This is a genomic window from Candidatus Pelagibacter communis (assembly GCF_001180225.1).
In the GTDB taxonomy this organism is placed as follows: domain Bacteria; phylum Pseudomonadota; class Alphaproteobacteria; order Pelagibacterales; family Pelagibacteraceae; genus Pelagibacter; species Pelagibacter ubique_D.
Genome location: NZ_CVST01000034.1, coordinates 128,536 through 155,146, shown reverse-complemented (window position 1 = coordinate 155,146; position 26,611 = coordinate 128,536). Strand labels below are relative to the sequence as shown.

The 26,611-nt window shown below is 31.1% G+C and carries 30 protein-coding genes; 25 read left to right on the top strand and 5 right to left on the bottom strand.

Features of this window, described 5'->3' with window-relative positions; genetic code table 11:
* Window positions 1-2 precede the first annotated feature (2 nt).
* The 9 genes from mreC to msrB all read left to right on the top strand — a co-directional run bounded on the left by mreC (window position 3) and on the right by msrB (window position 8,811).
* Window positions 3-848, top strand: a complete 846-nt coding sequence (mreC, locus tag AMN99_RS02480; protein ID WP_075506258.1) for a rod shape-determining protein MreC — start codon at window positions 3-5, stop codon at window positions 846-848.
* The gene (gene mreD, locus AMN99_RS02475) at window positions 848-1,366 is read left to right on the top strand and encodes a rod shape-determining protein MreD (protein ID WP_075506257.1); all 519 of its coding nucleotides are present in this window, start codon (window positions 848-850) and stop codon (window positions 1,364-1,366) included. The genes mreC and mreD overlap by 1 nt, the downstream gene beginning before the upstream one ends.
* Window positions 1,359-3,263, top strand: coding sequence for a penicillin-binding protein 2 (gene mrdA, locus AMN99_RS02470; protein WP_075506256.1), 1,905 nt, complete (start codon window positions 1,359-1,361; stop codon window positions 3,261-3,263). The genes mreD and mrdA overlap by 8 nt, the downstream gene beginning before the upstream one ends.
* The gene (rodA, locus tag AMN99_RS02465; protein WP_075506255.1) at window positions 3,263-4,387 is read left to right on the top strand and encodes a rod shape-determining protein RodA; all 1,125 of its coding nucleotides are present in this window, start codon (window positions 3,263-3,265) and stop codon (window positions 4,385-4,387) included. Before mrdA ends, rodA begins: the two co-directional genes overlap by 1 nt.
* Before the next feature lie 68 nt (window positions 4,388-4,455).
* Window positions 4,456-5,697 (top strand): NAD(P)/FAD-dependent oxidoreductase, encoded by a 1,242-nt coding sequence (locus AMN99_RS02460; protein ID WP_075506254.1) that lies wholly within the window; start codon window positions 4,456-4,458, stop codon window positions 5,695-5,697.
* Entirely contained in the window at window positions 5,698-6,585 is an 888-nt protein-coding gene (locus AMN99_RS02455) for a DMT family transporter (RefSeq protein WP_082255137.1), read from the top strand. It abuts the gene before it with no gap.
* A 2-nt stretch (window positions 6,586-6,587) separates the two neighbouring features.
* Window positions 6,588-7,538, top strand: a complete 951-nt coding sequence (locus AMN99_RS02450; RefSeq protein ID WP_075506253.1) for a D-2-hydroxyacid dehydrogenase family protein — start codon at window positions 6,588-6,590, stop codon at window positions 7,536-7,538.
* A gap of 2 nt (window positions 7,539-7,540) precedes the next feature.
* On the top strand, window positions 7,541-8,434 hold the full coding sequence (locus AMN99_RS02445; protein ID WP_075506252.1) for a histone deacetylase family protein: 894 nt from the start codon (window positions 7,541-7,543) through the stop codon (window positions 8,432-8,434).
* A gap of 2 nt (window positions 8,435-8,436) precedes the next feature.
* Complete coding sequence (gene msrB, locus AMN99_RS02440; protein ID WP_075506251.1) at window positions 8,437-8,811, top strand: peptide-methionine (R)-S-oxide reductase MsrB; 375 nt, start codon at window positions 8,437-8,439, stop codon at window positions 8,809-8,811.
* An 8-nt stretch (window positions 8,812-8,819) separates the two neighbouring features.
* Here msrB and grxC read toward each other — a convergent pair whose 3' ends face one another.
* Together grxC and AMN99_RS02430 are read right to left on the bottom strand one after the other, a co-directional pair.
* Window positions 8,820-9,077, bottom strand: a complete 258-nt coding sequence (grxC, locus tag AMN99_RS02435) for a glutaredoxin 3 (protein WP_075506250.1) — start codon at window positions 9,075-9,077, stop codon at window positions 8,820-8,822.
* 3 nt (window positions 9,078-9,080) lie between these two features.
* Window positions 9,081-9,377 carry a TIGR03643 family protein gene (locus AMN99_RS02430; protein ID WP_075506249.1) on the bottom strand — a complete coding sequence of 99 codons (297 nt, stop codon included), beginning with the start codon at window positions 9,375-9,377 and terminating at the stop codon, window positions 9,081-9,083.
* Between the two features lie 122 nt (window positions 9,378-9,499).
* On the opposite strand from AMN99_RS02430, the gene AMN99_RS02425 reads away from it, so the two are divergent.
* The 16 genes from AMN99_RS02425 to AMN99_RS02355 all read left to right on the top strand — a co-directional run bounded on the left by AMN99_RS02425 (window position 9,500) and on the right by AMN99_RS02355 (window position 23,034).
* The gene (locus tag AMN99_RS02425; RefSeq protein ID WP_075506248.1) at window positions 9,500-10,114 is read left to right on the top strand and encodes a LysE family translocator; all 615 of its coding nucleotides are present in this window, start codon (window positions 9,500-9,502) and stop codon (window positions 10,112-10,114) included.
* Window positions 10,115-10,202: 88 nt separating this feature from the next.
* Window positions 10,203-11,441 (top strand): amino acid ABC transporter substrate-binding protein, encoded by a 1,239-nt coding sequence (locus tag AMN99_RS02420; protein ID WP_075506247.1) that lies wholly within the window; start codon window positions 10,203-10,205, stop codon window positions 11,439-11,441.
* 63 nt (window positions 11,442-11,504) lie between these two features.
* The gene (locus AMN99_RS02415; protein ID WP_075506246.1) at window positions 11,505-12,398 is read left to right on the top strand and encodes a branched-chain amino acid ABC transporter permease; all 894 of its coding nucleotides are present in this window, start codon (window positions 11,505-11,507) and stop codon (window positions 12,396-12,398) included.
* Window positions 12,395-12,577 (top strand): hypothetical protein, encoded by a 183-nt coding sequence (locus AMN99_RS02410; RefSeq protein WP_075506245.1) that lies wholly within the window; start codon window positions 12,395-12,397, stop codon window positions 12,575-12,577. The genes AMN99_RS02415 and AMN99_RS02410 overlap by 4 nt, the downstream gene beginning before the upstream one ends.
* Window positions 12,564-13,616, top strand: a complete 1,053-nt coding sequence (locus tag AMN99_RS02405) for a branched-chain amino acid ABC transporter permease (RefSeq protein ID WP_075506244.1) — start codon at window positions 12,564-12,566, stop codon at window positions 13,614-13,616. Before AMN99_RS02410 ends, AMN99_RS02405 begins: the two co-directional genes overlap by 14 nt.
* On the top strand, window positions 13,613-14,353 hold the full coding sequence (locus AMN99_RS02400; RefSeq protein WP_075506243.1) for an ABC transporter ATP-binding protein: 741 nt from the start codon (window positions 13,613-13,615) through the stop codon (window positions 14,351-14,353). The genes AMN99_RS02405 and AMN99_RS02400 overlap by 4 nt, the downstream gene beginning before the upstream one ends.
* Complete coding sequence (locus tag AMN99_RS02395) at window positions 14,353-15,138, top strand: ABC transporter ATP-binding protein (RefSeq protein ID WP_075506242.1); 786 nt, start codon at window positions 14,353-14,355, stop codon at window positions 15,136-15,138. Before AMN99_RS02400 ends, AMN99_RS02395 begins: the two co-directional genes overlap by 1 nt.
* A complete protein-coding gene (locus tag AMN99_RS02390; RefSeq protein WP_075506241.1) occupies window positions 15,138-15,842 on the top strand; it encodes an AzlC family ABC transporter permease in 705 nt (234 codons plus the stop codon). Before AMN99_RS02395 ends, AMN99_RS02390 begins: the two co-directional genes overlap by 1 nt.
* Complete coding sequence (locus AMN99_RS02385; RefSeq protein ID WP_075506240.1) at window positions 15,832-16,155, top strand: AzlD domain-containing protein; 324 nt, start codon at window positions 15,832-15,834, stop codon at window positions 16,153-16,155. The genes AMN99_RS02390 and AMN99_RS02385 overlap by 11 nt, the downstream gene beginning before the upstream one ends.
* A 40-nt stretch (window positions 16,156-16,195) precedes the next feature.
* Window positions 16,196-17,107 (top strand): glutarate dioxygenase GlaH, encoded by a 912-nt coding sequence (glaH, locus tag AMN99_RS02380; protein WP_075506239.1) that lies wholly within the window; start codon window positions 16,196-16,198, stop codon window positions 17,105-17,107.
* Window positions 17,108-17,141: 34 nt separating this feature from the next.
* A complete protein-coding gene (locus tag AMN99_RS05670) occupies window positions 17,142-17,909 on the top strand; it encodes a pyrroline-5-carboxylate reductase (RefSeq protein ID WP_102134024.1) in 768 nt (255 codons plus the stop codon).
* A complete protein-coding gene (locus AMN99_RS05665; RefSeq protein ID WP_102134023.1) occupies window positions 17,910-18,698 on the top strand; it encodes an ABC transporter ATP-binding protein in 789 nt (262 codons plus the stop codon). It begins immediately after the preceding gene.
* Window positions 18,698-19,405, top strand: coding sequence for an ABC transporter ATP-binding protein (locus AMN99_RS02370; RefSeq protein ID WP_075506238.1), 708 nt, complete (start codon window positions 18,698-18,700; stop codon window positions 19,403-19,405). Before AMN99_RS05665 ends, AMN99_RS02370 begins: the two co-directional genes overlap by 1 nt.
* Before the next feature lies 1 nt (window position 19,406).
* Window positions 19,407-20,417, top strand: a complete 1,011-nt coding sequence (locus AMN99_RS02365; protein WP_075506237.1) for a branched-chain amino acid ABC transporter permease — start codon at window positions 19,407-19,409, stop codon at window positions 20,415-20,417.
* A gap of 35 nt (window positions 20,418-20,452) precedes the next feature.
* A complete protein-coding gene (locus AMN99_RS02360) occupies window positions 20,453-21,784 on the top strand; it encodes a branched-chain amino acid ABC transporter permease (protein WP_075506298.1) in 1,332 nt (443 codons plus the stop codon).
* 74 nt (window positions 21,785-21,858) lie between these two features.
* A complete protein-coding gene (locus tag AMN99_RS02355; protein WP_075506236.1) occupies window positions 21,859-23,034 on the top strand; it encodes an MFS transporter in 1,176 nt (391 codons plus the stop codon).
* 31 nt (window positions 23,035-23,065) lie between these two features.
* Here the strand turns inward: AMN99_RS02355 and AMN99_RS02350 are convergent, their stop codons facing one another.
* The 3 genes from AMN99_RS02350 to AMN99_RS02340 all read right to left on the bottom strand — a co-directional run bounded on the left by AMN99_RS02350 (window position 23,066) and on the right by AMN99_RS02340 (window position 26,605).
* Complete coding sequence (locus tag AMN99_RS02350) at window positions 23,066-24,256, bottom strand: ABC transporter substrate-binding protein (RefSeq protein WP_075506235.1); 1,191 nt, start codon at window positions 24,254-24,256, stop codon at window positions 23,066-23,068.
* 92 nt (window positions 24,257-24,348) lie between these two features.
* Window positions 24,349-25,830: an aldehyde dehydrogenase gene (locus AMN99_RS02345; RefSeq protein WP_075506234.1), complete on the bottom strand. Its 1,482-nt coding sequence runs from the start codon at window positions 25,828-25,830 to the stop codon at window positions 24,349-24,351.
* Window positions 25,823-26,605: an alpha/beta fold hydrolase gene (locus AMN99_RS02340; protein ID WP_075506233.1), complete on the bottom strand. Its 783-nt coding sequence runs from the start codon at window positions 26,603-26,605 to the stop codon at window positions 25,823-25,825. The genes AMN99_RS02345 and AMN99_RS02340 overlap by 8 nt, the downstream gene beginning before the upstream one ends.
* Window positions 26,606-26,611: the final 6 nt, after the last annotated feature.

Here is a 26,611-nt window from a genome sequence, read left to right as displayed (position 1 = left end):
AGATGGTAAAAGGCAGAGACGACTTTGTAATTGCCTTAAGATCAGTTTTTTTAAAAAAGAAAGATCAACAAAAGTTTTCGCTTATAAGCTTAATTATTTTATCTGTTGTTATAATAATTTTAAGTAATTTTAATTTTAAACCAATTCAACTTGTTAAGTTAGGAATTAACGAAGTAATATATAGATCTTCTTATGTTGTATCAGTACCAGAAAATAAAATTAAAGAGGCAATAGCTAAATTTAAATCACACCTTGATTTTTATAAAAATCATCAAAACCAATTAATTAAAATAGAGAATGCAGATGAGATTAAAGTATTAAATACTATTTTAACTGCTGAAAATAAAAGACTTAGAGAGTTGATTGATGAAAGAATAAATTCAGAAGATATATTTGCAAGAGTTTTAATTGATAGAGAAAGTCCATATTTAAAATCAATAGTCTTGAATAGAGGAACTAAAGATAATGTAAAGATGGGAATGGCAGTAATGGATCGAAATTATTTAGTCGGTCAGATTATTGAGGTAAATTATTCAAATTCAAGGGCTCTACTTCTGTCAGATTTAAATAGCAAAATACCAGTGGTAATTCAGCCCCCATTTCTACAAGCTGTAGCCTCTGGAACTGGTAAGGATCATGGAATAATTGAATATACCAAAGATGAGTACAAAGAAAATCAGATTGAAAATGAGGCTGTTGTATACACCTCTGGTCTTGCTGGTATTTTTAAACCAGGTATTCCAGTTGGTAAAATAACAAATAGTTCAGAGCAACTAAGTTTTTTTTCTGATTTTGGACAATTAAGTTTTGTAAAGATTGTAGAATTTAAAATAGGGGAGGGTCAATAATGGCTTCATTGAATAAAAGTACATTTTTTAGATCATTCCCCTCTTATTTGCCGATTATTATTTTGTTCTTTTCAGTGTTTAATGAATTTGACTTTAATTATTTAAAGTTAGATTATTTTTCATTCAACTTCATTTTCATTTTAATCTTTTTTTGGACTTTAAGAAATCCAGATTACCTGGGATATTTCTCAATTTTCTTAGCAGGAATTATTAACGATGTAGTAATTGGTATTCCAATTGGAATAAGTAGTTTTTGTTACTTACTAATCTGTGCCATTACCTCATATATAAGACAAATTACACTAAGTCCAAAATTTATAAATGATTGGCTTTCATTTATCATTGCAGTTTTGCTTATCAATTCAATTCAAGTGATAATCTTAGACTTAGTATTTTTATATCAGGTAGATTATATGAGTTACTTAATAAATTCTGGTTTTACTTTTTTATTTTACCCATTATTTTTTATTTTATTTAACATTTTAAATAGCAAAATTTCACTTAAACAGAATGATTAGCGGTAATTCAGGTATTAGAAAAACAGACGTAATTAATAGACGGATGTTTATTATTGGTGCTGCAAAAGTAATAATTTTTACAGGAATTATAGCTAGACTTTTTTCTCTGCAAGTTAACGAAAATAAAAAATATCTTACTCTTTCAGATAAAAATAGAATTAGAGAGTGGAAGTTGCCACCAATAAGAGGTGATATAGTTGATTATTTTGGCAATGTTATAGCCGGAAATTTAAAAGTATATCAACTTCATATAATTCCTGAACAAGTTGAAAACTTCAATTATTTGTTAACTCGATTAAAAACTCTACTTAACCTGAGCGATAAAAAAATAGAAAAAATTGTAAAATCAAAAAATAAATTTAAACCTTGGGAAAGTATTATTGTTTCTGAAAACTTATCTTGGAGCGATTTTTTAAAAATAAATAATTATTTATATGACTTAGTTGGTGTTAAACCAGTTATGACTATTTCAAGAAATTACCCTTTTAGCGAAACTTATACTCATATTCTAGGATATGTCAGTCAACCTAATGAGGAAGAAATTTTAGCCAATGAAACTGTTCAAGAAAGATTTGTTCCAGGTATGAAAATTGGAAAATTAGGTCTAGAAAAAACTTTAGAAAATTACTTGATTGGTACAAATGCTATCCAAAGGTATGAAGTAAACGCTTATGGGAAAAGAATTAATCAACTTGAGCATCAAAAAGGAAAACAAGGTTTAAGAGTAAGATTAACTGTTGATACCGAGGTTCAGAAAGCTTGTGGAAAACTTTTAAATGACAGAGCAGGATCAATAAGTGTAATGGATATTTATACGGGTGATATCATAGCAATGTATTCTTCTCCTTCTTATGACCCAAACAAATTTTTATTTGGTATAAGCAATGATGATTGGGCATTAATTAGAAATAATCCATTAAAACCACTAGTAAATAAGACACTTGCAGGACTTTATTCTCCAGGATCTACAATAAAACCAATTGTAGCTTTATCTGCTTTAGAAAATAAAATTGTTAGCCCAAGTTTTAAAGTTAAATGCACTGGTAAGATGGAGCTCTATGGACAGACTTTTCACTGTTGGAAAGAAAAAGGTCATGGATTTGTAAGTTTAAAAAATGCAATGAAACAATCATGTGATACCTATTTTTATGAAGTTGCAAGATTACTAGGAGTAGATCGACTAAATGTTACAGCTGAAAAATTTGGTTTAGGTAAAAAGGTATTAGGAGATTATTTTGATTTTGAAAAATCAGGTTTATTTCCAAACACTAAATGGAAAAAAAATAATCTTGGAAAAGGTTGGGTTCTTGGTGAAACATTAATAACTGGAATAGGCCAAGGTTACACGCAAACAACTCCACTTCAATTATGTCTCATGACAGCTCAGATTGCTAATGGAGGCTACTCTATAAAACCAAGAATAATAGTTGATAATAATGCTGTTTCTTTCGAAGAAGCTAAAAATAAATTTGAAGAAGAGTCTTTATTTTCTGAAGAAAAAAAATTATTTGAGAATCCCAAAAATATAAAAATTGTTCAAGAGGCTATGTTTAGTTCAACTAATGAATTATACGGTACATCATACAAATCTAGAATAGACGATCCAAAATATCAATTTGCTGGCAAAACTGGAACTGCGCAGGTTAAGAGAATTAGCATGCGAGAAAGAGAACTTGATCTTAAAATTGAGCAAATTCCTTATAAAGACCGAGATCACGCATTATTTGTTGCTTATGGTCCGTATATTAATCCAAGATACGCATTAAGTATTATAGTTGAGCATGGTGGCTCAGGAAGTAAAACTGCAGCACCAATTGCAAAGGAATTATTCAAATTAATAATTGATAGAAACGATTTAAGAAATAAACAAAAAAATTTTGAGGAAATAGAAATTTGATGTTTCAACACGATAGATTAAATAACGAACTTACTTTCTGGCAAAAGGTTAAAGAGTTAGATTATATTTTACTGATAAGTATATTTTTACTTTCAATATTAAGTTTATTTGTGATGTATTCAACAGATGGAGGAGAAATTCTATTTCATACAAAAAGTCATTTTAGTAAAATAGTAGTCTTTTTCCCTTTAATGATTTTAATTGCGTTTTTTAATATTAGATGGTGGCACAACTTTTCATACTTGTTTTATATAGCTGTAATTCTTTTACTAATTTATGTTTCTTTTTTTGGAATAAAATCATCAGGCTCTAGAAGATGGATGGATTTATATTTATTTAATTTACAGCCATCTGAGTTAATGAAAATAGCAATTATACTTTGCTTAGCAAAATATTATCACAGGGTTAAAATTGAAAATGTAAACTCAGTTACAAGTATCATGACAGTTATAACTATTATTTTAATACCAATTATTATGGTGCTTTCACAACCAGATTTAGGAACTTCAATTCTTATTGCATCAAGTGGATTAATTGTTTTATGGCTAGGAGGCGTTAAGATAAAATATTTTATTTATTCTTTTATAGTTTTTTTAATATCACTACCTTTTGTAATTTCTTTCTTAAAGCCTTATCAAAAATTGAGAATATTGACTTTTTTAGACCCTGATAGAGATCCATTGGGCGCTGGTTATCAAATAATTCAGTCAAAAATAGCAATAGGTTCTGGTGGCTTAGAGGGCAAAGGTTTTTTAAAAGGCACACAAAGTTATTTGGATTTTTTACCTGAAAAACATACTGATTTTATATTCACTTTATTTTCTGAAGAGTTTGGATTTATAGGATCGGTAGGATTGTTGGTTTTGTATTCAATTATTATTATCAGAATCTTGAGAATAGGTGCTATCTCAAGAAGCAATTTTTCAAGGTTATTCTGTTTTGGATTTGCTTTTGCAATATTCATTTATATTGTTGTAAATCTTTCGATGGTCTTGGGTTTATTGCCAATTGTCGGTTCTCCATTACCGATAATGTCCTATGGAGGTTCCTCTATGTTAGCAACTATGATCGGGTTTGGTATTGTTCTTAGCGCCAAGATAAATCATAAACAGATGATTGCTTAAAATATTTAATTTAATTAAGCATAATTTGTCACTATGAAACTTTAATTTTTTAATTGTATAACGTTCTTATGAATAAGAACATTAAGGTTGGAATAGTTGGTGCAGGTATCCAAGGTATATCAAATGCTTTGTTTCTTCAAAAAAAGGGATTTAATGTAACAATATTTGATAGAGATAATCCAGGAAGCCAAGCAGCTTCTTATGGAAATGCAGGACATTTTTCGCCTTATGCTTCACTTTCTTTAAATAGAACCGATGTCTTAGCGGATGTTCCGGCTATGTTATTAAGTTCAACTGGTCCTCTAGCTTTAAAATGGAATTACGTTCCAAAAATGATTCCATGGTTCATGAAATTTATCATGAACACTACAAAAACTAAGATGATGCATACTGCAAAAAATATGCATCAAATTTTAGATTTAGCTCTACCGGCGTATGATGAATTATTTGATGAAATAGATCTTGAAGGATTAGTGGAAAACAAAGGAATACTTTATATCTGGAATGATCAAGATCTAAAAAGTAGGGAATTAGAAATTAGAGTTAGAGATGAATTAGGAGTTAAACAACAACTAGTAAATAAAGCTGAAATTCATGATTTAGAACCCCATATTAAACCATTCTATCATGCTGGAGTTTACTATCCTTATGCAAGACATGCTCGAAATCCAAAAAGAATCCTTTTAAAATTATTTGATCTATTTTTGCAAAAAGGTGGAAAGTTTAACAAAGTAAATATTAAAGATATAAAATTTGATGATGAAAAACCTATTTTTAAAACTGAAACACAAAGTTATGTTTTTGATAAAGCAGTAATTGCTTGTGGCGCTTTTTCTAAAAAATTGACTGACAATTTAGATGAACAAATTCCTCTAGATACTGAAAGAGGATATCATGTTCATTTTAAAAACTGTGATCATTTATTAAGCCGACCAGTAATATTTTCAAACCGTGGTTTTGGAATTACACCAATGGAACAAGGATTAAGAGTAGTTGGTACAGTTGAATTTGGTGGATTAGAAAATCCTTTGTCAAAATCTAGAGTTAAAAATTTAATTAATAATGCAAAATATATGCTTGGTGATTTACCCGAGCATGAGGATGAGTGGTTAGGATTTAGACCAACTTTACCAGACTTTTTACCTGTCATGGGGCCATCCAAAAATTATAAAAATGTTTATTATTGTTTTGGACATCATCATTTAGGATGGACTTTAGGCCCAATTTCTGGAAAGATTGTTTCAGGAATGATTGCGAACGAAAATACAAACTTAGATTTAAAACCTTATAGTTCGTTAAGATTTAGCTAAGTGGGTCAGAACGCCAAAGCATATTTAATGTTGGTTTGTGCAACATTATTTTGGGCAGGCAATTTTACAATTGCTAAGTTTGCATACTTGCAAAACATACCACCAAATACTCTTTCATTTTTAAGATGGTGTCTTGTATGGATAATTTTATTTCCCTTTACGTATCAGGAAATATTTAAATTAAAGTATAAAATTAAAGAAAATTTATATTTATTTTTTATCCTTGGTTTTACCAGTGTTTGTATATTTACTTCATTTACTTATAATGCTTTAAATCATACCCAAGTAATCAATGCATCTCTTTTTAATACTGCAATACCAGTTACAATAATTTTAGTTTGTTTTTTGTTAAAAATTGAAAAAACAAATATTTTTCAATTATCAGGCCTGTTTATTTCTGTATTAGGTATTTTATCTATTATCACAAGATTGGATCTTAATATTTTGCTTTCTTTAAATTTTAATAAAGGAGATTTATTTATGCTAGGTGCGATAATTGCATGGGGAGTTTATTCAGCATATTTAAGAAAAAGAAATTTTGATGTTTCTCTACTTGCCCTTGTACATATCATATGCACGTTTGGCCTAATATTTCTTTTGCCTCTATTTTTTTTCGATGTAATTCAAGATAAAGTTGTAGAGATAAATAGTAACTTTTTTTATATTTTATTTTATATAGCTTTGTTTCCAAGTATTGGCTCTTACTATTGTTGGGCAGGTGCTGTTGCGATTATTGGAGCTAATCGGGCAGGAATTTTTTTATCATTAATTCCTTTATTCAGTACAATTTTTGCAATCATACTTTTTAATGAAAAATTTTTATTTTTTCATTTAATTGGGTCTATTTTAATTATATTAGGTCTATTTTTATCAAACAAAAAAAATTAAAAATGCTTAAAGTTGCTATATTAGATGATTACCAAAATGTTGCTCAACAATTTGTTGATTTAGAAAAATTATCTGGAAAATATGAATTTAAAATTTTCAGTGAACCTTTTGTAGATGAGGCAGACGCTATTGAACAATTAGCTGATTTTGAGGCTCTTTTGATAATGAGGGAAAGAACTCCAATTACAAAAAATCTAATTGATAATTTAAGTGATTTAAAATTTGTTATCACGAGTGGATTAAGAAATAGATCCATAGACCTGGAAGCTGCTAAAAAAAGAAAAGTTATAGTTTGTGGGACAGATATTAATATCAACCCTACTCCTGAACTTACTTGGGCACTAATTCTTGGTTTAGCTAGAAACTTTAAAGAAGAGTTTGATAATATGTATCAAGGATACTGGCAAACTACTATTGGTGTTGAGCTAAAAGGAAAAATATTAGGATTAATAGGATTGGGAAGAGTAGGAAGTGAAGTTGCAAAAATTGGAAAAGCTTTTGGAATGCAAGTTATGGCTTGGAGTGAAAATTTAAGTTTAGATAAATGCAAAGAGCTAGATGTCTTGCCATGTAGCAAAGATGATTTAATTAAGAACTCAGATGTTTTATCTATTCATGTTCAAGGTGGAGAGAGATACAAAGATTGCATAACATTAAAAGAGTTAGACAATATGAAGAAGACAGCTTTTTTAATTAATACCTCAAGAGGTCCAATAGTTAATGAAGATGATTTGATTATAGCATTATCAACTAATGTAATTGCTGGAGCTGGAATTGATGTTTATGAAAAAGAACCTTTGCCTGAAAATAATAAATTAAGATTTTTACCTAACGCTGTGTTAACTCCACATATAGGATATGTAACAGCAGAAAATTACAGTATTTTTTACAATCAAATGATTGAGGGGTTAGAGGCTTGTGTTAATGGAAAGCCAATTAGAGTTTTAGAGTAACCATGGAGTTACCAGTTGTAAATCACGAAGATTATTTTGCAAAAATTGGAGATGATCATAAATTTCCAATAAATAAATTTAGCGAACTTGCAAATTATTTAATTAAAAAAAATGTAGTCAAAAAGTTTCACAAACCTTATCCATGCTCATCTGAAACATTAAAGTTTGCTCACTCTGAAAAATATATAAGTGATATCAAAAATAAAACTTTAGACAAAGACGGTGTTAAAAAAATAGGTTTTCCTTTGGTAGATAGTGTTGTTAAGAGATCTTTGGTTGCAACAGGGGGTACTGTGTTGGCATCAAAACTTGCAATTAATTATGGAATTTCTTGTAATACGGCTGGAGGGAGTCACCACGCTAATTACAATGGTGGTGCTGGTTACTGTGTATTTAATGATGTAGCAGTTGCAGCTCATTATTTACTTAACAGGGGTCTGGCCAATAGAATTTTAATTGTAGATCTTGATGTTCATCAAGGAAATGGCAATTCAGATATTTTTAAAGAAAATAGAAACGTTTTTACATTTAGCATGCATTCAAAAACTAATTATCCTGCAAAAAAATCTATTAGTGATTTAGATGTAGAGCTAGAAGACAACACAGAGGATGATACTTACATCAAAACTTTAAAGCACTATTTAACAGAGTTAAATCAAGAAAAATTTGATTTTGTATTTTATATCGCAGGAGTAGACATTCATTTTAATGATCGATTAGGAAAATTAAAAATTTCCGATCAAGGTGTAAAGTTTAGAGATGAACTTGTAATAGAAAATTTTTATTCAAAAAGAATACCTTTTTGTGGAGTTTTAGGAGGAGGATATAATAAAGATTTTGAAAAATTAGTAGAATTGCACTCTTTGTTGCATCAAACTTGTGCTAAGTATATTTGAATATGACAAAAAAAATTAACCCCAACCTAACCGCTGAACAGAAATTAATTTTATTTGAGGAAGGCACAGAACTTGCTGGATCAAGTGAACTTAATCATGAAAAAAGAGAAGGAAGTTTTCATTGTGCAAATTGTGGTGAGAAGTTATTTGACTCAAATACTAAATATGAAAGTGGATCTGGTTGGCCATCTTTTTATGAATCTTTACCAGATGTTTTTGAAACAAAAACAGATTATCATTTAGGTTATGGAAGGACAGAGTATCATTGTAAAAAATGTGGTGGTCACCATGGACATATATTCGATGATGGTCCAGAGCCAACTGGAAAAAGATATTGCAATAATGGTGTCTGTTTAGTTTTTAAACCAAAAGCTTAAAAATAATTTTAATTTTTTAACAAATCTTGAAGTTTATTTTCTTTTTCTAGGGCCCTTACTTCATCATAGCCACCTATATGCTGCTCATCAAAAAAAATTTGTGGAATTGTTCTTTTTCCATTTGCTTTTTTAATCATTTCATCCATTGCACCTTCAACTTTTGAAATATCAATTTCATTATATGGAGCATTGTTTCTTGTTAATAATCTTTTTGCAGCCTCACAATAGTTACATAGGGGGCCAGTATACATAGTAATTTTTTTCATAACTTATAGATAGTCACCTTTTTTAATTTTACTAGTGATTTCTTTTCTAGAATATTCAAATTTTTTTCTATGTTTGATACTTTTTTGATTTACTCTTTTTCTCCACAATCTAAATGACGATGGTTTTAAAGATCTTCTCATAATTTTAATTACATCAGATTCTCGCTTCCCCGTTTTTTTCTCAATTTCCTCAAAAGTAATTCTGTCTGCCCATGCCGCCCAAATTACCCAGTCCGGGTCATCAATACTGGGTTCAGGATTTTTAACTTTAGTTACTGGGGTGTAGCCTTTTTTTTTCATAAATCCTTTATATTTGAAAAAAAAATTTAATGCATTTTTTTTACCCTCTGATATTATGATTTAGATAGTCCTTCTTAGCCATCTTTAGCTCCCGGTTTTTAAGGACTATCTTCTCTAAAAATATGCTTCCTTTAGAATTCATACTTTATCTACAGATTATCATTTTTTTATTCATTACTCCCGGTACTCCTAGAATAGTTATAATTTCTTACTCAATGAATTATGGTGTAGGGAAGTGTGTTTGGTCAGCGCTTGGAGATGTTACTGCAAATTTAATTCAAGCTACTTTGGTAATTTTTGTAATAGGTTCTTTTTTTTCAGAAAATTCATTAATCCTTAATATTTTTAAATGGATTGGAGTTCTTTACATTTTATATCTTGCTTATGATATTTATAAGTCTCGTCCAAAAAATTTAAAAGATAAGGAAGAAGTCACAAAAAGTAATTTATCTTTTTTTAGAGATGGATTTTTAGTTGCAGGAACCAGTCCTAAAGCTTGGATGTTTTTTCCTTTTATATTTCCACAATTTATTGATTTTAGTTCTAATCTTTTAAGTCAATTTATAATTTTAATTACAACTTACATTGTGTTAGATTTTTTATCTCTGATTGGTTATGCAATACTTGCACAAAAATTGATTAAATGGATTACTGCAAATCCGAAAACTATTAATACAATTTCAGCGAGTGTTTTAGTCATTATTGCTGGAATTATTGTTATTACACAACAGTATTAAACTCATACTAAGTCTTTATTCCTACTTGCATTGTTTGAAAATTGTTTATTTAATCAGTCATTAATTAATTAATTAAAGGGGAAATAAAATGAAGTTAAATAAAATAATTTTAAGTTTTGTTTCTGCATTAGTAATTTTATTTTCAACTTCTGTTGCATCTTTTGCAAAAGTAGTTGGTGACAAAATTATTTTAGGTGCTGCAATTTCCTTAACTGGTAAGTACTCATCAAATGGTGTTCATACTCAAAATGGTTATAACATGGCCGTTGACAGAATTAATAGCATGGGTGGTGTAAAAGTTGGTGGAAAAACTTATAAGTTTGACATTATCTATTACGATGATGAATCAAACCCTAAGAGAGCTGCACAGCTTGCAGAAAGATTAATTTCACAAGATGGTGTTGAGTTTATGCTTGGCCCATACAGTTCAGGTCTTACAAAAGCTATTGCACCTGTAACTGAAAAATATGGTGTTCCAATGGTAGAGGCGAATGGTGCTTCTAGATCTTTGTTTACCAAAGGTTACAAATATCTATTTGCAGTATTAGCTCCGGCAAACTTATATCTTGATGTAGCAATTGAAACAGCAGTTGAGCTAAATGGTGGAAAACCAGTAAGAATTGCTCAAGCATTTGAACAAGATGCTTTTTCACAGGATGTTAGATTAGGTATTTTAGATGCCGCAGAAAGAACTGGATCTGAAATCATCATCGATGACAAACTGCCTAAAGAGTTAAATGATATGGCTGCAACTTTGGTTAAAGTTAAACAAATGAAGCCAGATGTTTTAGTTGTATCAGGTCATACTAAAGGTGCATTGACTGCAGTAAGACAAATTGCTGAAATGAAGGTTGATGTTCCAATGTTGGCTATGACTCACTGCGATGCAGCGAAATTATCAAAACAACATGGTGCTAATTCTCAGTATGCACTATGTGCTTCTCAATGGCATAAATCTCTGACTTATAAAGATGATTTCTTTAAAGATGGAATGACCTATGCTGCAGACTTTGAGAAAGAGTTTGGATATGATCCACCATACCAATCTGCTGAGTCTTCAGCTGCGTTATTGGTGTTCAAAGATGCATTTGAAAGAGCTAATTCTTTTGATCAAAAGAAAGTAAGAGATGCTCTTGCAGCTACTAACATGCAAACATTCTATGGAAATATTAAATTTGCACCTGGCGGTCAGAACGTTGATAAGCCAATGGTACTTTTCCAAGTAATGTGTGATGATGCTGGTAAGTGTGAAAACAAAGTTGTTGCTCCATTAAAATGGGCATCTGCTAAGTTAATTCACCCAATGCCTAAGTGGTCTGAAAGATAATAATTAAAAATTGAGCCCCCTGGTAATAGGGGGCTTTTTTTTATATAAACCAAAAAAGATTTTATGGATTTTCTTGTATTTCAATACCCAATGATAACTGTTCAAGCTTGCTTGGATGGAATTCTTTTGGGAGTATTGTTCGCCTTAATTGCTTATGGAATGGCACTTCAATGGGGTGTTATGAATATAATTAATATTGCTCAAGGAGATCTTGTTATTTTAGGAGGATACATTGCGTACTTTATGTATCTTTATGGTATTCATCCAGCATGGGGAGTAATTGTTGCTCCAATTATAATGTATTTCGTAGGTATTGCGATCTATAAACTGGTTATAAATAAAGTAGTCGATAGAGATTTATTTATCTCAATTTTAGCTACATTTGGAATAAGTATTTTATTCATGCAATTAATGAACTTTGCATTTGGTGCAGATGTTGTGCTTGCAAATTCGCATTATGGTACAACAATGTTGTTTGATAATAATGTTGTTCTTCCTAATTCAAAAATATTTTCAGCATTTATCAGTATTTTATTTGCAGTTTGCTTAGTGATTTATATGAAAAAATCTAAGCTTGGACGAGCAATTAGAGCAACTGCTCAAAACGCACGTGCTGCAAAAATTTTAGGAGTAGATACTGAAAAAGTATACGCAGCAACTTTTGGAATTAATGCTGCTTTATGTGGTGTAGCTGGAGCTTTAATCTCTATAACATTCACTATTCACCCTTATATGGGATTACCTTATACGATTAGATCTTTTATGATTGTTATTGTTGCTGGTTTAGGAAATTTACCAGGTGTTGCAATGTCAGGTATGGGATTAGGAGTTTTTGAGGAATTTGCAGATTATATTTTAGGAACAGAATTTAGAATTGGATCAGTATTTTTATTACTAGTCTTAATTTTAGTTTATCGAAGATTTAAACTTTCAAGAAAGAGAGAGTACTTAAAATGAGAAAAGTTAAAATCAATGATAATCAAGGTCAAACAGTTGAAGTTGACATAGATAAATTTAAAAAACACTTAGATGAATATCATTCATCAGGCTCAAGTGTACATGATGAAGATGGTCATTATTTTACAGTAGATCAAAATTTCAGAGAAAAAATTAATAGTCTATATGAACAAAAATAATTTAATACTTTATATAGGAATTTTAATATTTGGTTTAGCAGCACCATTTATATTTCCAGCATTTAAAGTACAATTATCAATTCTTTGCATTCTAATTGTTCTTGCAACTACTTGGAATATCCAAGGAGGGGAGATGGGATACAATACATTTGGAAATATTTTGTTCTATGGACTGGGTATGTATTTGTGTGCTTCAGTTCAAGTTGGAATGTTTTTTCCATTAGCAGAGTGGACAGAAAGTGGTGGTGAAAAAACATTTGTACATACTCCTACCCAATTTTTCCAAGGTATGGCAATGGGACTTGTTGTTGCCGCAGTGGTTCCAACTATTGTTGCTGGTTTAATTGGTTATGCAATATTAGGATTGAGAGGCCACTATTTTGCTATTTGTACTCTAGGATTAGGAGTAGCTGCTGGTGAAATTTCTGGAGGAATTGAAATTATTGGAGCAGGACAAGGTTTTACAACTCCACCATTTCCTAATGTAGGAGGCTTAGAAGCTAGAGGAGAATTCTTTTACTTTTTAAGTTTTATAGTTTTAGTTTTGACATTTATAACTGTGAAAGCGATTTACTCTACTAGATTTAAGTTAATCCTTAATGCAATCAGAGACAATGAAGACAAGGCTGAAGCTATGGGAATTGCAACAATGAAATATAAAATTATTGGTTGGATGATTTCTGCATTTTTCTGTGGTCTTGCAGGAGGAATAATGGGCGGACTAGTCGGATATATCGACTCTACAGACGTTGCTTTTGATGGAAGAGAAATGGGTGTGTTCATGGTTTTGATGGCAATATTAGGTGGTAAAGGAACTCTTTGGGGACCAGTTATCGGTGCAACAATATTCCATATTTTCAAAGAAGGATTTTGGACGTTCTTCCTAGGCTGGCAGTATGTAGCCTTGGGAGTTTTAATTGTGGTGATTGTAATTTATTTCCCTGAGGGATTAATGGGATGGTTGAGAGAAAAATATCCTCACAGATTTGGAGAAGTAGTAGATGAAGCTGATCGAAAGGCTCAGGTAGAGATAAAATGAGCATTTTAGAAGTTAATAATGTTAGTAAATCTTTTGGAGGAGTGAAGGCTAATGTTGATATATCCATGTCAGTTGAAAAAGGTAAAATTGTAGGATTGATTGGTCCAAATGGATCAGGAAAAACAACTTTGTTTAATTCAATTGTAGGCACTTATCCAATTGACCAGGGTTCAATTAAATTTAATGGAAAAGAAGTTTCTGAACTTCCTGTTCCCGTAATTGCAAAGCTAGGATTATTAAGAACATTTCAACAAACAAGAATTTATGGAAAACTAAATTGTATTGATAATATGCTTATTAGCCATAAAGGTAGTGATGAAAGTTTATTAAAACTGTTTTCAAAAATACCTCAAGAGCTTACAGAAAAAGCAGAAAATTTACTAAATTTTGTTGGTTTATATCAAAAGAGAAAACTTAGAGCAGGTGATTTATCTTTTGGACAACAAAAACTTTTAGAACTTGCTATGGCATTAATGAATGAACCAGAAATGCTTTTACTAGATGAACCAACAGCAGGAATAAATCCAACTTTAATCAATGGAATTATTGATAGATTGATAAAAGTAAATCAAGATTTTGGTATCACTCTTTTAGTTATTGAACACAATATGAGAGTGATCATGCAATTAGCGGAGAATATATTTTGTTTAGCTCACGGTAAAATGTTAGCAAATGGTTCACCAGATGAAATTAAAAACGATAAGCGTGTTATCGATGCATACCTAGGAGCCCAATAATGTCAAATCAATATGAAGTTTTAGGAAAAGCTCCAACACCAAAAGATTTAAAAAAACTATCTCCAAATGAAATACATCTTACAATTAAAAATTTAAATGCTGGGTATGGTAAAATGGAAATATTACATAATTTTGATTTATTCGTGAACAAAGCACAATCATTGTGTTTGATTGGACCAAACGGAGCTGGTAAATCTACAATTCTTCACTCAATTTATGGATTTACGAACATCTTCTCTGGTCAAATTGAAATAGAAGGAAAAGAAATTACAAATCTTACACCAGCTGAAAAATTAAAATCAGTTGGAATTGCATATATCTTACAAGATAATTCTGTATTCCCAGATATGACAGTTGAAGAAAACTTATTAATGGGTGGATATATTAAAGATAAAACTGAAGAGTCTTTTGAAGAAGCTGAAAGAATTTTAGAAAAATACGAGAGATTAAGAAATAGAAGAAATCAGCCTGCTAAAGTTTTATCAGGTGGTGAAAGAAGATTGTTAGAAATCTCTAGAGCTTTAGTTATGAAACCATCCGTTCTATTAGTTGATGAACCTTCAATTGGTTTAGAACCTAGATATATTGACATGGTTTTTGAAATTTTGAGAGATCTTCAACAAAATGAAAAGAAAACTATTATATTAGTTGAACAAAATGCCAAAAAAGGACTAGAATTTGCAGACATTGGATATGTATTAGTATCTGGACAAACTGCAATTGCTGGCAAAGGGGATGAGTTATTGCAAAACCCTGATGTTGGTAGACTATTCCTTGGTGGCTAATGATAAATAAAGATTTCTTTTTTAAAGGCTATAAATCAATACTAGCTCACGATAGCCCAGCAATAGCTTTAGGTTGTTGTTTTATTGCTATAGGAGCTCTTTTAAAAAATCTTGGCTTCAATATTCAAGAAAGCATTTTTTCTACCATGCTGACTTATGCATTGCCAGGATCTCTAGTTATGGCAGAGTCTTTATTGGTTGGCGCTTCTTTGTTAAATATTTTTTTAGCAGTTTGGTTTGTTAATGCTCGTTTATATCCAATGGCTGTTTCTTTGTTTCCATTAATGATGCATGAAGATCAGCCAAAGTGGAAATATTATTTTTCATGCCATTTCATAGCTGTATCAGCTTGGTTGATTATGAAGAGTAATTATAAGACTATTCCAGAAAAATATAGAATTGATTATTGGATAGGGATTGGAAGCGCTACTTGGAGTGTTGCTGTAATTGGGACTTTAATAGGTTTTTATTTTTCAGAATATTTAAACAAAGAAATGATGATGGGTTTAGCTATTTTAAATCCTGTATATTTTTTATGCATGATGGTAGGAGCGTCAAAAACAAGACAAGTAACTTTATCAGTTTTACTTGGAATTATTTTGGGACCTGTTTTTTATTTTTTTTCACCTGAATGGTCTATTTTATTAGGTGGAGTAGTTGGTGGTACTATTGCTTACTTAATAGGAGAAAAAAATGTCAACTAGTATCGTTTTAGCAATTTTGGTGACATCCCTTGCAACTTTTTTATCAAGATTTCTTGGAGCAATAAGCTCAGAAGGTATAAAAGAAACTTCTAAGATATTTAAATGGTTTAACTGTTTAGCTTATGCAACTTTAGCAGCCCTAATTGCAAGAACAATAATTTTTCCAGTTGGTGTAATGGATGACTCAAGCTACTTAGTAAGATTTGTTGTTGTTGTACTATCCTTAACTGTTTTTTTTATTTCTAAAAAAAATTATGTTTATCCCACAATTTTCTCTGCCATAAGTATGTCAATATTAGTTAATTATTTCTAAATAAAATTGATTTATTAAAAAACTTAACTTAAGGTTTCTTATGGAAAAAATACCTGGTTTAGAAATTCAAGAACATGATAAATCAAAAAGAATTTTGAATATTAAAATTACTGATGAGATTATTAAGAAATTAGTTTTTCCATTTAATAAATTTGACTTAACAGCTTTAGAACTAAAGCCTTTTACAAGGTTTACAATAGCAAAAAGTTTAGATGATTTAACAGAAAATAAACTTAGTAAACTAATGAACTCAATAATTAGAGATCGTTCAACTGGTTGTTTTATAATTGGACCAAAAAATATTTCACCAAAAATTAATGATAAATTTTTAGTAAAATTATCAACAGCTATTGCCTATTTAATTGGAAATCCTAACCATGATTCAATGGCAGGAAAATACTATGCTCGTTTTCATGTTAAACACGAAGACGCGAGTGACTCTTATTTAAGAAAAGCTTACCGTAATATGGATCTTCATACAGATGGAACTTATGTTAAAGAAATTACTGATTGGTTAATTATGACAAAGTTAGAAGAAGAAAATGTAGAGGGTGGAGAGACTGCGATGTTGCATTTAGATGATTGGGAACATTGCAAAGAACTATCAAATGATCCTGTGGGTAAACAAGATTTTCTTTGGAGCTCACCTAAGAGTAAAAATGTAGATTATAAAGTTGAGCATCCAGTTTTTTCTTCAGATGATAAAGGAAGACCACACATTTCATATATTGACCAATTTCCTGAACCAAAAAACATGGAACAAGGCAATTTTTTACAGAGATTATCTGATGCTCTGGAAGGAAGTGAAAATAAAGTAATTACAAAGTTACCGGTTGGTTGCTCTATAATTGCAAATAATTATTTTTGGCTTCATGGAAGAAAACCTTTCAAAGAAAATAAAGAATTAAGCAGAGAATTGTTGAGAATTAGAGGATCTTTTTTTGTTAATTAATTCAATATAATCAATATAAAGTAACCAAAATATTATGATTTTAGGTTTTATTGGTACGGGTAAAATTGCATCTTCAGTAATAACTGGAATATGTAAATCTAACCTTAAATATAAAAAAATAATAATTTCTCCAAGGAATAAGCAGATTGCCAAAAGTTTAAAAAAAAAGTTCAAAAAAATAGTTATTGCTAAAGATAATCAACAAATTGTTGATCAATCTACTTGGGTATTTTTATCTATTACACCTACGGTGGGAGATAAGATAATTAAAAATTTAAAATTTAAGTCTAGTCAAACAATTGTTAGCTTTATTTCTACAATAACTCTATCACAGTTAAAAAAAGCCATTAAAGTAAAAGCAAAAATAGTAAGAGCAATTCCTTTGCCACCAATATCATTAAAGAAAGGACCAGTTCCAATTTGTCCTCCAAATTCAAAAGTGAAAGCTTTTTTTAATCATTTAGGAACTACTGTAGAAATCAAAAATGAAAAATCCTCAATAAACTTTTGGTCTACTTCTGGAATGATGGCACCTTTTTATGAAATGCAAAGAGTAATGTCTGATTGGTTAGTTAAAAAAGGAGTAAAAAGAAATAATGCTCAAAAATATATAACTTCTTTGTTTTTAGCTTTGTCAGAAGATGCAGTTATACATTCTAAAGAAAACTTAAGAGAGTTAGTTAAAGAGTCGCAAACACCTAAGGGATTAAATGAGCAGGGTGTAAATGAATTGTCAAAATCTGGTTTTTATAAATCATTAGAGAAAACTTTAAATAGCATTTACAAAAGATTAGATAAATAAATGTCTGATAATATTTTAGAGATAAATAATTTATCAAAGTATTTTGGAGGACTTGCTGCAGTTTCTGATTGTTCTATAAAAGTTAAAAGAGGAACTATCACAGGTATAATTGGACCAAACGGATCTGGCAAAACAACTTTATTTAATTTAATTGCAGGAAATTTAAAATCTTCAGGTGGGAGTGTAACATTTGATGAAGAAAATATCACAGATGTTCCATCTTATGAATTATTTCCTAAAGGATTACTTAGAACTTTTCAAATAGCTCATGAGTTTTCAAATTTGTCTGTTCTAGAAAACTTGATGATGGTTCCAGGAAATCAATCAGGTGAAAAGTTAATGACAGCATTATTTAAGCCAGGGTTAGTTGCAAAAGAGGAAGCAGAAGTTAAAGAAAAAGCAAAAGAAGTAGTTGAATTCTTAAATCTAGGGCATTTGTCAAATGAGCTTGCAGGAAATCTTTCTGGAGGTCAAAAAAAATTGTTAGAACTTGGAAGAACTATGATGGTTGATGCAAAATTAGTATTACTGGATGAAGTAGGGGCAGGAGTAAATAGAACTTTATTAAAAGATCTCGGCACTGCAATCGAAAAGCTAAATAAAGAAAAAGGTTATACTTTTTGTATGATTGAGCATGATATGGATTTTATAGGGAGATTATGTGATCCCGTAATTGTTATGGCTGAAGGTTCGGTTTTATTTGAGGGTACGGTTGATGAAGCTAAAAAAGATGAAAAGGTAATAGAAAGTTATCTTGGCAGAGGATCAAAATTAAAGGATGAAGTTTAATGGCATATTTTGAGGGAATAGAGATGACTGGTGGTTATGGAAATGGACCAGATATAATTAATTCTTGTTCTGTTGAAGTAAACAAAGGAGAAATTGTTTCTATTCTAGGACCTAATGGTGCTGGAAAATCTACAGCTATGAAAGCAATGTTAGGTTTATTAAATTTAAAATCTGGATCAGTTAAAATTGATGGTAAGGATATTTCAAAACTTTCTCCACAGGATCGAGTTAAACAAGGAATTTCATTTGTTCCTCAAACAAAAAATGTTTTTGCGGGAATGACGGTTGAGGAAAATTTAGAAATGGGCGCCTTTTTAGTAAACTCTGAGATAAAAAATATTATTGAGGAAATTTACGAACTATTTCCAATCCTTAGAGAAAAAAGAGACCAAATGGTAGGTGAATTATCTGGTGGTCAAAGACAACAAGTAGCGCTTGGAAGAGCATTAATGATTAAACCGACAGTACTAATGTTAGATGAACCAACTGCAGGGGTATCACCAATTGTTATGGATGAATTGTTTGATCATATCGTTAAAGTAAAAAGAACTAATGTTGCTATTTTAATGGTAGAACAAAATGCTAAACAAGCATTAAATATTTCTGATAGAGGCTACGTATTAGTTACTGGAGAAAATCGTTATTCAGGAACAGGCAAAGAATTATTGAACGATCCAAGAGTAAGAAGCTCTTTCTTAGGAGGATAATATGGATCTTATTAATGCAATAATTCTTTTACTAAATTATATTTTTATTCCAGGACTTACTTACGGTTCTCAATTAGCTTTGGGTGCAATTTTTGTTACTTTAATTTATGGAATTCTGAGATTTGCTAATTTTGCAACTGGAGACATGATGTCATTTGGAACCATGATGACAATTTTATTCACTTGGTATTTTCAATCTTTAGGTATTTCTCTTGGAGTTCTGCCTACAGCTTTAATTGCACTTCCATTTGGTATTTTTTTTATGATTTTATACATGCTTACAATCGATAAATTTGTTTTTAAGTATTACAGAACTCAAAAAAGTCCTCCAGTTCAGTTTGCTATGGTTAGTATCGGTGTGATGTTTGTAACCCAAGCAGTTGTTAGAATTATAATAGGTCCAGGAGATAGAAGGTTTTTTGATGGAGAAAAATTCATTATCAAGGCTAGAGAATTTAAAGAAATGACAGGTTTAAACGAAGGACTTGCCCTTAAATCTACTCAAGTCATTACTATTTTTGTTACAATAGTTTTAGTCTCTTTATTGTTCTGGTTTTTAAATAAAACTAAAACAGGAAAAAGCATGAAAGCTTACTCTGATAACGAAGATCTTGCTTTGCTTTCAGGAATAGATCCAAAGAAAATAGTATTGGTAACCTGGGTAATTGCAGGAATTTTAGCCACTATTGGAGGAGCTTTGTATGGTTTAGATAAAAGTTTTAAACCTTTCACTTACTTTAATAATATGCTTCCTATTTTTGCTGCAGCAATCGTTGGAGGAATTGGAAATCCTTTCGGTGCATTTTTAGGTGGCTATGTGATTGCTTTTTCAGAAATTTTATTAACATATGCATATAAGAAATTTTTTATGTACATATTACCTGAGAGTATGGAGCCAGAAGGCTTAGTTCAATTACTTTCGACCGATTACAAATTTGCAGTTTCATTTTCAATCTTGGTGATTGTATTACTTTATAGACCATCAGGGATATTCAAAGGGAAAGTATTGTGAGAAAAAATCTAAACGTTATTGCAGCATACAGCATCATGATGGTTCTAATCTTATTAGTTGGAATTTTTCAATCATGGAATATTGCATTATCTATATTTAATCTTTGTTTAATTTCAGCAGTTATGACTATGGGTGCAAACATACAATGGGGTTATGCTGGTTTAATTAATTTTGGAATAATGGGATACACTGCTTTAGGGGGTCTCGCTGCAGTAATAATTTCAGTTGATCCTGTTCAGGAAGCATGGAGAGCTGGCGGATTTGATATTTTAATGTGCTTATGGCTCATCATTGTAATGGTTTTAGTTATCAGATTTATTTTGAAAAATTTTGAAAAATCAAAATTAAGAACTTACAGTATTGCAGCTTTAATTATTGCAGCTATCATAATTATCAGAGTTACAGCGGAACCAGGTATTGAAAAAATTGAAGCTGTAAATCCTGCAACTACTGGTTTTCTCGGTGGGTTTGGTTTACCTATCATTTTCTCCTGGATCGTAGGTGCATTATTTGCTGGAGGTTTAGCCTTTATAGTTGGAAAAGTTGCTTTAGGTTTGAGAGCTGATTATCTAGCAATTGCAACACTATTGATTTCAGAAATTGTAATAGCAATAATTAAGCATGAGGACTGGTTAACTAGAGGTGTTAAAAATGTTATTGGCTTAAAGAGGCCAGCTCCATATGAGGTCGATCTGCAGACCACTGATTGGTTTATAAATTTAGTAGAAAAGTTTAAATCTAGTAAATTAGATCTAATTACTGATTTATCCGAAAGACAAGCAGCGTTAAATCAATTCGTAATAGAGGGCTCTTCAATATTTGTTAAACTTTGTTACTCAGGTTTATTTTTAGTTGTCGTTATAATACTTTTAATTCTTACACAGAAAGCTCTTTATTCTCCATGGGGGAGAATGATGAGAGCAATAAGAGATAATGAAGAAGCAGCAAATGCTATGGGTAAAAATGTTGTGAAACAACATTTGCTAATATTTATTTTAGGTTCAGCAATTGTTGGAATTGCAGGAGCAATGCTAGTAACTCAGGATGGATTATTTACACCAGGAAGTTATAGACCAATGAGATATACATTCTTAATTTGGGTTATGGTCATAGTTGGAGGAAGTGGAAACAACTTTGGTGCAATTTTAGGTGGTTTTGTTGTATGGTTTTTATGGATTGAAGCAGCACCAATTTCAATGTTTTTAATTAACTTCTTTACAGCAGGTATTCCCGAAACAAACGCTATCAAAGCTCATCTTATTGAAAGTGTTCCTTATTTTAGATTTTTATTGATGGGTTTAGGTTTGTTATTCATAATGAGATACCGACCTAAAGGTATACTTCCAGAAAAAATAGAAATAAAATAATTAAACATGAAATATATTATTTTAGGTGCCGCTATTGCTTGGGCTATGTATATGGCTGACAAGTATATGTTTTAATGAACAGAAATCTTTCGCTACTTATTTCAAGCCAAGTTTTTGGTTTCACAGCGGCCAATGTAACAGTTTTTTTAAGTGGAATAATCGGTAGTCAGCTTTCAACTATTAAATCACTAGCTACTTTTCCTCCTTCAATTTACGTTGTTGGTATAGCAATCTCTACTATTTTTGCTGCAAAGGTTATGTCAATTATTGGCAGACGTTTAGGTTTTGTTTTGGCATCTATAGGTAGCTCTTTAGCTTGTTTACTTGCTGCTTACTCAATCTTTATTAATAGCTTTATAATATTTTCATTTTCTTGTTTTTTACTTGGTACTGGAATGGCTTTCATTCATCAGTATAGATTTGCAGCAGCTGAAACAGTTGAAAAAGATAAAGCACCCAAGGCAGTTTCTATGCTTTTGTTAGCAGGAATTGTCTCTGCATTTATAGGAATTACTTTAGCAAATAAAACAAAAGATTTAATTAGTGATCATGTTTATGTTGGATCGTATATCGCATTAGCATGTCTTACTATTATGCCTGCAATTTTTTTAAGTTTTTATAAAAATTCAAAAATTACTAATAAAAATAATTCAACATATTCCAATGTTAGGACTTACAAACAATTTGTTTCTGATCCAAAATTTTTACAAGCAATGGTAGCTGCTACTTTTGGTTATGTGGTTATGGCATTTTTAATGACAGCTACTCCAATTAGTATGCATTATGTCCATAAATTAAGTGTAGACAAAGTTGGATTGGTTATCCAATTTCACGTACTTGGAATGTTTCTTCCATCATTGTTCACAGGTAATCTAATAAAGAGATTTGGTTTTTCAAATATAATGTACACGGGAGTATTTTTTTATGCTTTGACAATATCATTAAGCTTATTTGAACCAACTTTTATAAATTATTTTGCCTCATTGATATTTTTAGGTATAGGGTGGAATTTTCTATACATCTCAGGAACTAGCTTATTAGTTACCACCTACAATGAGCAAGAAAAATTTAAAGCTCAAGGATTTAATGATCTAATAGTTTTTTCTGCTACAGCAATTGGAAGTTTATCAGCAGGAATTTTAATTTCATTGTTGAGTTGGAAAATAGTAAATTTTATGTGTATTCCTTTTTTGATAATTATTTTATTTGTAATTTTAAGAGCAGATATAAAAAAAGCCCCAGCAAACTAATTTACCGGGGCTTTTTAAAATAAGATTTAAATTATCTTTGTTTTTTAGTTTTGAATTTTCCGCCTTTAACTTCTTGCTCTAAGAAAGAACCTTCAGCTTCACCAACTTCAGTAAAAGATACTCCAGTAGCACCTTCGTAGTTTATCTTTTTACCTTTTGCTAGTAAGTCTAAACCTTTCTTTAATTCACCTGGGTAGATTTTAGTACCAGGAGCGTTAGCAACATCCATTACATTTTTTGCAATAGATGCTCTATCAGCAGAGTTACCTGCTTGCATTGCAAGAACTATTAAAGCAGCTGCATCGTAAGATTCTCCAGTGTAAGGACCAGATGAATCTATACCACCAGCTTTTGCAACTTCTGCAAATACACCAGCACCTTTGCCAGTAGAACCTGGAAGAGATCCAAATGATTTGCTCAAGTCTTTACCAAATGCATCAACTAATGATTGACCAATCATACCATCTGATAAAACGAAAGTATCAAATGCACCAGAGTCTAAAGAAGCCTGAATAATTCCTTTTCCTCCTTGGTCAAGATAACCAATAACTGCTACAGCATCACCACCAGCAGAAGCAAGAGTTGCTACTTCTGATGAGTAATCTGCTTTACCATCTTCATGAGCAGTTACAGTTGTAACTTTAATACCATGAGCTTCAACTGCTGCTTTATAAACATCAGCTAAACCTTTTCCATAGTCATTGTTAGTATAAGTAATTGCAACACTTTTTACTTTTCTGTCTTTAGTAATGTCAGCTAAGATTTGACCACCTCTAGCATCTGAAGGAGCAGTTCTAAAGAAATATCCATTATCATCTAGAGTAGTTAATCCTGGAGAAGTTGCTGAAGGTGAAATCATTACTACACCGTTTGGTACAGCAACATTTGTTGCAATAGCACCTGTTACACCTGAACAGTCAGCTCCCATAATTGCAGCTACACCACCTGAAATTAAACCTTCAGCTGCTGCTGTTGCTGCTGCTGAGTCAACACAAGTTGAGTCTGCTCTCATTGCTTCAATTTTTTTTCCACCAAGTAATGAACCTGAATCTGAAGCTTCTTTGAATGCAAGCTCTGCAGATGCAGCCATAGCCGGAGTAAGAGATTCAATAGGACCTGTAAATCCTAAAATGATTCCCATTTTGATCGAATGTCCGTCTGCCATAACGTTTGAACCAAAGCTTGATACAAACATAAATGCAGCGATAAATAGTTTTCTCATTATCTTCCTCTTTATTGTTAACAATTTATAAAATCTAATTAAAGTATGAATAATCTGAATATTCAATGACAAAATTGGCTTATTTTAAACTATTATCTAATAGAGAATGGGTCTAAAGATGGTTCATCTGATGTGTAGAACCAAGTTGTTTTTACTCTTGTGTAATCTTTAATTGAGTCAATTCCTGCCTCTTTACCGTATCCACTATCCTTGATACCTCCAAATGGAGCTGACGGTGAAATTAATCTGTAAGTATTAACAAATGTTATTCCAGCTCTAATTGCTTTTGATACTCTCATACCTCTAGATAAATTACTGGTATATACTCCAGAAGATAATCCATACTGATTGTCATTCATTTTTGAGATAACCTCTTCTTCAGTATCAAATTTCATTACAGATAAAACAGGTCCAAATAATTCATTTTCTGCAACAGGTAAATTATGATTATCACATTCAATTATAGTTGGTGGGAAGTAATAACCTTTATTTGAAAAAGAATGTCTCTCACCACCACATTTAATTTTTCCACCTTGATCAATAGTTTCTTTAATATTTTTTTCTATTGTTTCTAATTGTTTAAAATTACTCAAAGGGCCCATTTCAGTTTCAGGATCCATAGGTGCTCCTATTTTTATTTTAGAAGCTCTTTCAGAAAGTTTGTTTAAAAATTCGTCATAGATACCCTTTTGAATATAAAGTCTTGAACCAGCTATACAACTTTGACCGCTTGCTCCAAAAATTCCTGCTGTAATTCCATTAATTGCATTTTCTTGCTCGGCATCATCAAAAACAGCCACTGGACTTTTTCCTCCAAGTTCTAAACTCACTTCAGAAAGATTTTCTGCGGAATTTTTAATTATATGTCTTGCGGTTTCTGGTCCACCTGTGAAAGCAATTTTTTCAACTAAATCATGCGTTGTTAAAGTTTTTCCACATGGGTCTCCAAATCCAGTTATGACATTTACTACTCCTTTGGGTATCCCAGTTTTTTCAATTAATTTGGCAAATTCAAATAATACCGCAGGTGCTAGTTCTGATGATTTAATTACAACTGTATTTCCCATTGCAAGTGCTGGAGCTAATTTAGTAGCAGTTAAAAACATTTGCGAGTTCCAAGGGATAATGGCTGCCACCACACCTATCGGTATTCTAGTGGTTATTGCTTGAATATTTGGTTTATCAATTGGCAAAACTGTACCCTCAACTTTATCAGCTAAACCTGCGTAGTAATCATAGTATTCTGCAATATAGATTGCTTGTTTTTTTGTTTCTCTAAACAATTTTCCTGTATCTATTGTTTCTATTTCCCCAAGCATTTCTGCATTTTCTCTTAACTGGTCCCCAATAGCTCTTAAAAATTTTGCTCTTTCCTTAGGAAGTAATTTAGGCCATTCACCTTCGAATGCTTTTTGTGCAGCTTTAACTGCTTTATCAGTATCATTAGCACTTGCTTCGGGAACAATTGCCCAAGGTTCATTATTTTCAGGGTTTAAAGTTTCAAATGTTTTATTGTTTTCAGCATCGACCCACTCTCCATCAATATACATTTGATATTTTTTAAGTTTACTCATTTTCTTTGATAAAATTTTTAAGAGATGAATTTACATCATCGGCACACTCAATACCACAAAGATGTTTTCCATCCCTGATTATCTTTAATTCGCTTTTTGGTATTAAAGCATTTAATTCTTGAGACATTTTAACTGTAGAGCCAATGTCATATTCTCCAGTCATAACTAAAGTGTTATTTTGAATTTTATTAAAATCCTCATCATTTTGATGTTTTACAAACAGCTCATAAACTTTCAGAAAATGATCCATATTATTAGCTGCTAAAATAGAGCTAATTTTATCATAAATACTTGGATGGTTTTCAATATACTTGTCTGTAAACCATCTTTTAAGAGCTTGTCTTGACAATTTAAGATCTTTCTTTGCTTGTTCAAATCTTTGATTTACAATTTTTTGTTGCTCTTCGGTCCTTTTATATATTGAGCATAAAAGAGTTAGTGATTGTAAATGTGAACTGTGATTGATAGCAAAATTTCTCGCAATCAAAGAACCTATTGAAAAACCAACCAAATGAATTTTTTTTATATTAAGGTGGTTAATCAAATCAATTAATTGATCCGAAAAGTCATCAAACGAAATTATTTCCTTATCTAAAGACGATTTTCCATGACCAAGAATATCATATGCAAGAGTACTATGATCATTAAAGAAATCTAATTGAGGTTTCCAAATCTCGTGAGTTAAACCTACGCCATGAACAAATACGATTGGAATTTCTTGGTCTTTCTTAATATACGAGTAAAAAGTTCCAGAAGCAGTAGTTCCAGTGGTCATCAAGAT

Bases quoted from the DNA above. Each gene is read 5' to 3' on its own strand.
- AMN99_RS02385 (WP_075506240.1), top strand. From the start codon at position 15,832: ATGTCAACTAGTATCGTTTTAGCAATTTTGGTGACATCCCTTGCAACT.
- AMN99_RS02350 (WP_075506235.1), bottom strand. From the start codon at position 24,256: ATGAGAAAACTATTTATCGCTGCATTTATGTTTGTATCAAGCTTTGGT.
- AMN99_RS02415 (WP_075506246.1), top strand. From the start codon at position 11,505: ATGGATTTTCTTGTATTTCAATACCCAATGATAACTGTTCAAGCTTGC.
- mreD (WP_075506257.1), top strand. From the start codon at position 848: ATGGCTTCATTGAATAAAAGTACATTTTTTAGATCATTCCCCTCTTAT.
- mrdA (WP_075506256.1), top strand. From the start codon at position 1,359: ATGATTAGCGGTAATTCAGGTATTAGAAAAACAGACGTAATTAATAGA.
- AMN99_RS02410 (WP_075506245.1), top strand. From the start codon at position 12,395: ATGAGAAAAGTTAAAATCAATGATAATCAAGGTCAAACAGTTGAAGTT.
- AMN99_RS02360 (WP_075506298.1), top strand. From the start codon at position 20,453: ATGATGGTTCTAATCTTATTAGTTGGAATTTTTCAATCATGGAATATT.
- AMN99_RS02365 (WP_075506237.1), top strand. From the start codon at position 19,407: ATGGATCTTATTAATGCAATAATTCTTTTACTAAATTATATTTTTATT.
- AMN99_RS02370 (WP_075506238.1), top strand. From the start codon at position 18,698: ATGGCATATTTTGAGGGAATAGAGATGACTGGTGGTTATGGAAATGGA.
- AMN99_RS05670 (WP_102134024.1), top strand. From the start codon at position 17,142: ATGATTTTAGGTTTTATTGGTACGGGTAAAATTGCATCTTCAGTAATA.
- AMN99_RS02340 (WP_075506233.1), bottom strand. From the start codon at position 26,605: ATGACCACTGGAACTACTGCTTCTGGAACTTTTTACTCGTATATTAAG.
- AMN99_RS02355 (WP_075506236.1), top strand. From the start codon at position 21,859: ATGAACAGAAATCTTTCGCTACTTATTTCAAGCCAAGTTTTTGGTTTC.
- AMN99_RS02445 (WP_075506252.1), top strand. From the start codon at position 7,541: ATGGAGTTACCAGTTGTAAATCACGAAGATTATTTTGCAAAAATTGGA.
- AMN99_RS02420 (WP_075506247.1), top strand. From the start codon at position 10,203: ATGAAGTTAAATAAAATAATTTTAAGTTTTGTTTCTGCATTAGTAATT.
- mreC (WP_075506258.1), top strand. From the start codon at position 3: ATGGTAAAAGGCAGAGACGACTTTGTAATTGCCTTAAGATCAGTTTTT.
- AMN99_RS02430 (WP_075506249.1), bottom strand. From the start codon at position 9,377: ATGAAAAAAAAAGGCTACACCCCAGTAACTAAAGTTAAAAATCCTGAA.
- grxC (WP_075506250.1), bottom strand. From the start codon at position 9,077: ATGAAAAAAATTACTATGTATACTGGCCCCCTATGTAACTATTGTGAG.
- rodA (WP_075506255.1), top strand. From the start codon at position 3,263: ATGTTTCAACACGATAGATTAAATAACGAACTTACTTTCTGGCAAAAG.
- AMN99_RS02345 (WP_075506234.1), bottom strand. From the start codon at position 25,830: ATGAGTAAACTTAAAAAATATCAAATGTATATTGATGGAGAGTGGGTC.
- AMN99_RS02425 (WP_075506248.1), top strand. From the start codon at position 9,500: ATGCTTCCTTTAGAATTCATACTTTATCTACAGATTATCATTTTTTTA.
- msrB (WP_075506251.1), top strand. From the start codon at position 8,437: ATGACAAAAAAAATTAACCCCAACCTAACCGCTGAACAGAAATTAATT.
- AMN99_RS02450 (WP_075506253.1), top strand. From the start codon at position 6,588: ATGCTTAAAGTTGCTATATTAGATGATTACCAAAATGTTGCTCAACAA.
- AMN99_RS02400 (WP_075506243.1), top strand. From the start codon at position 13,613: ATGAGCATTTTAGAAGTTAATAATGTTAGTAAATCTTTTGGAGGAGTG.
- AMN99_RS02405 (WP_075506244.1), top strand. From the start codon at position 12,564: ATGAACAAAAATAATTTAATACTTTATATAGGAATTTTAATATTTGGT.
- AMN99_RS05665 (WP_102134023.1), top strand. From the start codon at position 17,910: ATGTCTGATAATATTTTAGAGATAAATAATTTATCAAAGTATTTTGGA.
- AMN99_RS02460 (WP_075506254.1), top strand. From the start codon at position 4,456: ATGAATAAGAACATTAAGGTTGGAATAGTTGGTGCAGGTATCCAAGGT.
- AMN99_RS02390 (WP_075506241.1), top strand. From the start codon at position 15,138: ATGATAAATAAAGATTTCTTTTTTAAAGGCTATAAATCAATACTAGCT.
- AMN99_RS02395 (WP_075506242.1), top strand. From the start codon at position 14,353: ATGTCAAATCAATATGAAGTTTTAGGAAAAGCTCCAACACCAAAAGAT.
- glaH (WP_075506239.1), top strand. From the start codon at position 16,196: ATGGAAAAAATACCTGGTTTAGAAATTCAAGAACATGATAAATCAAAA.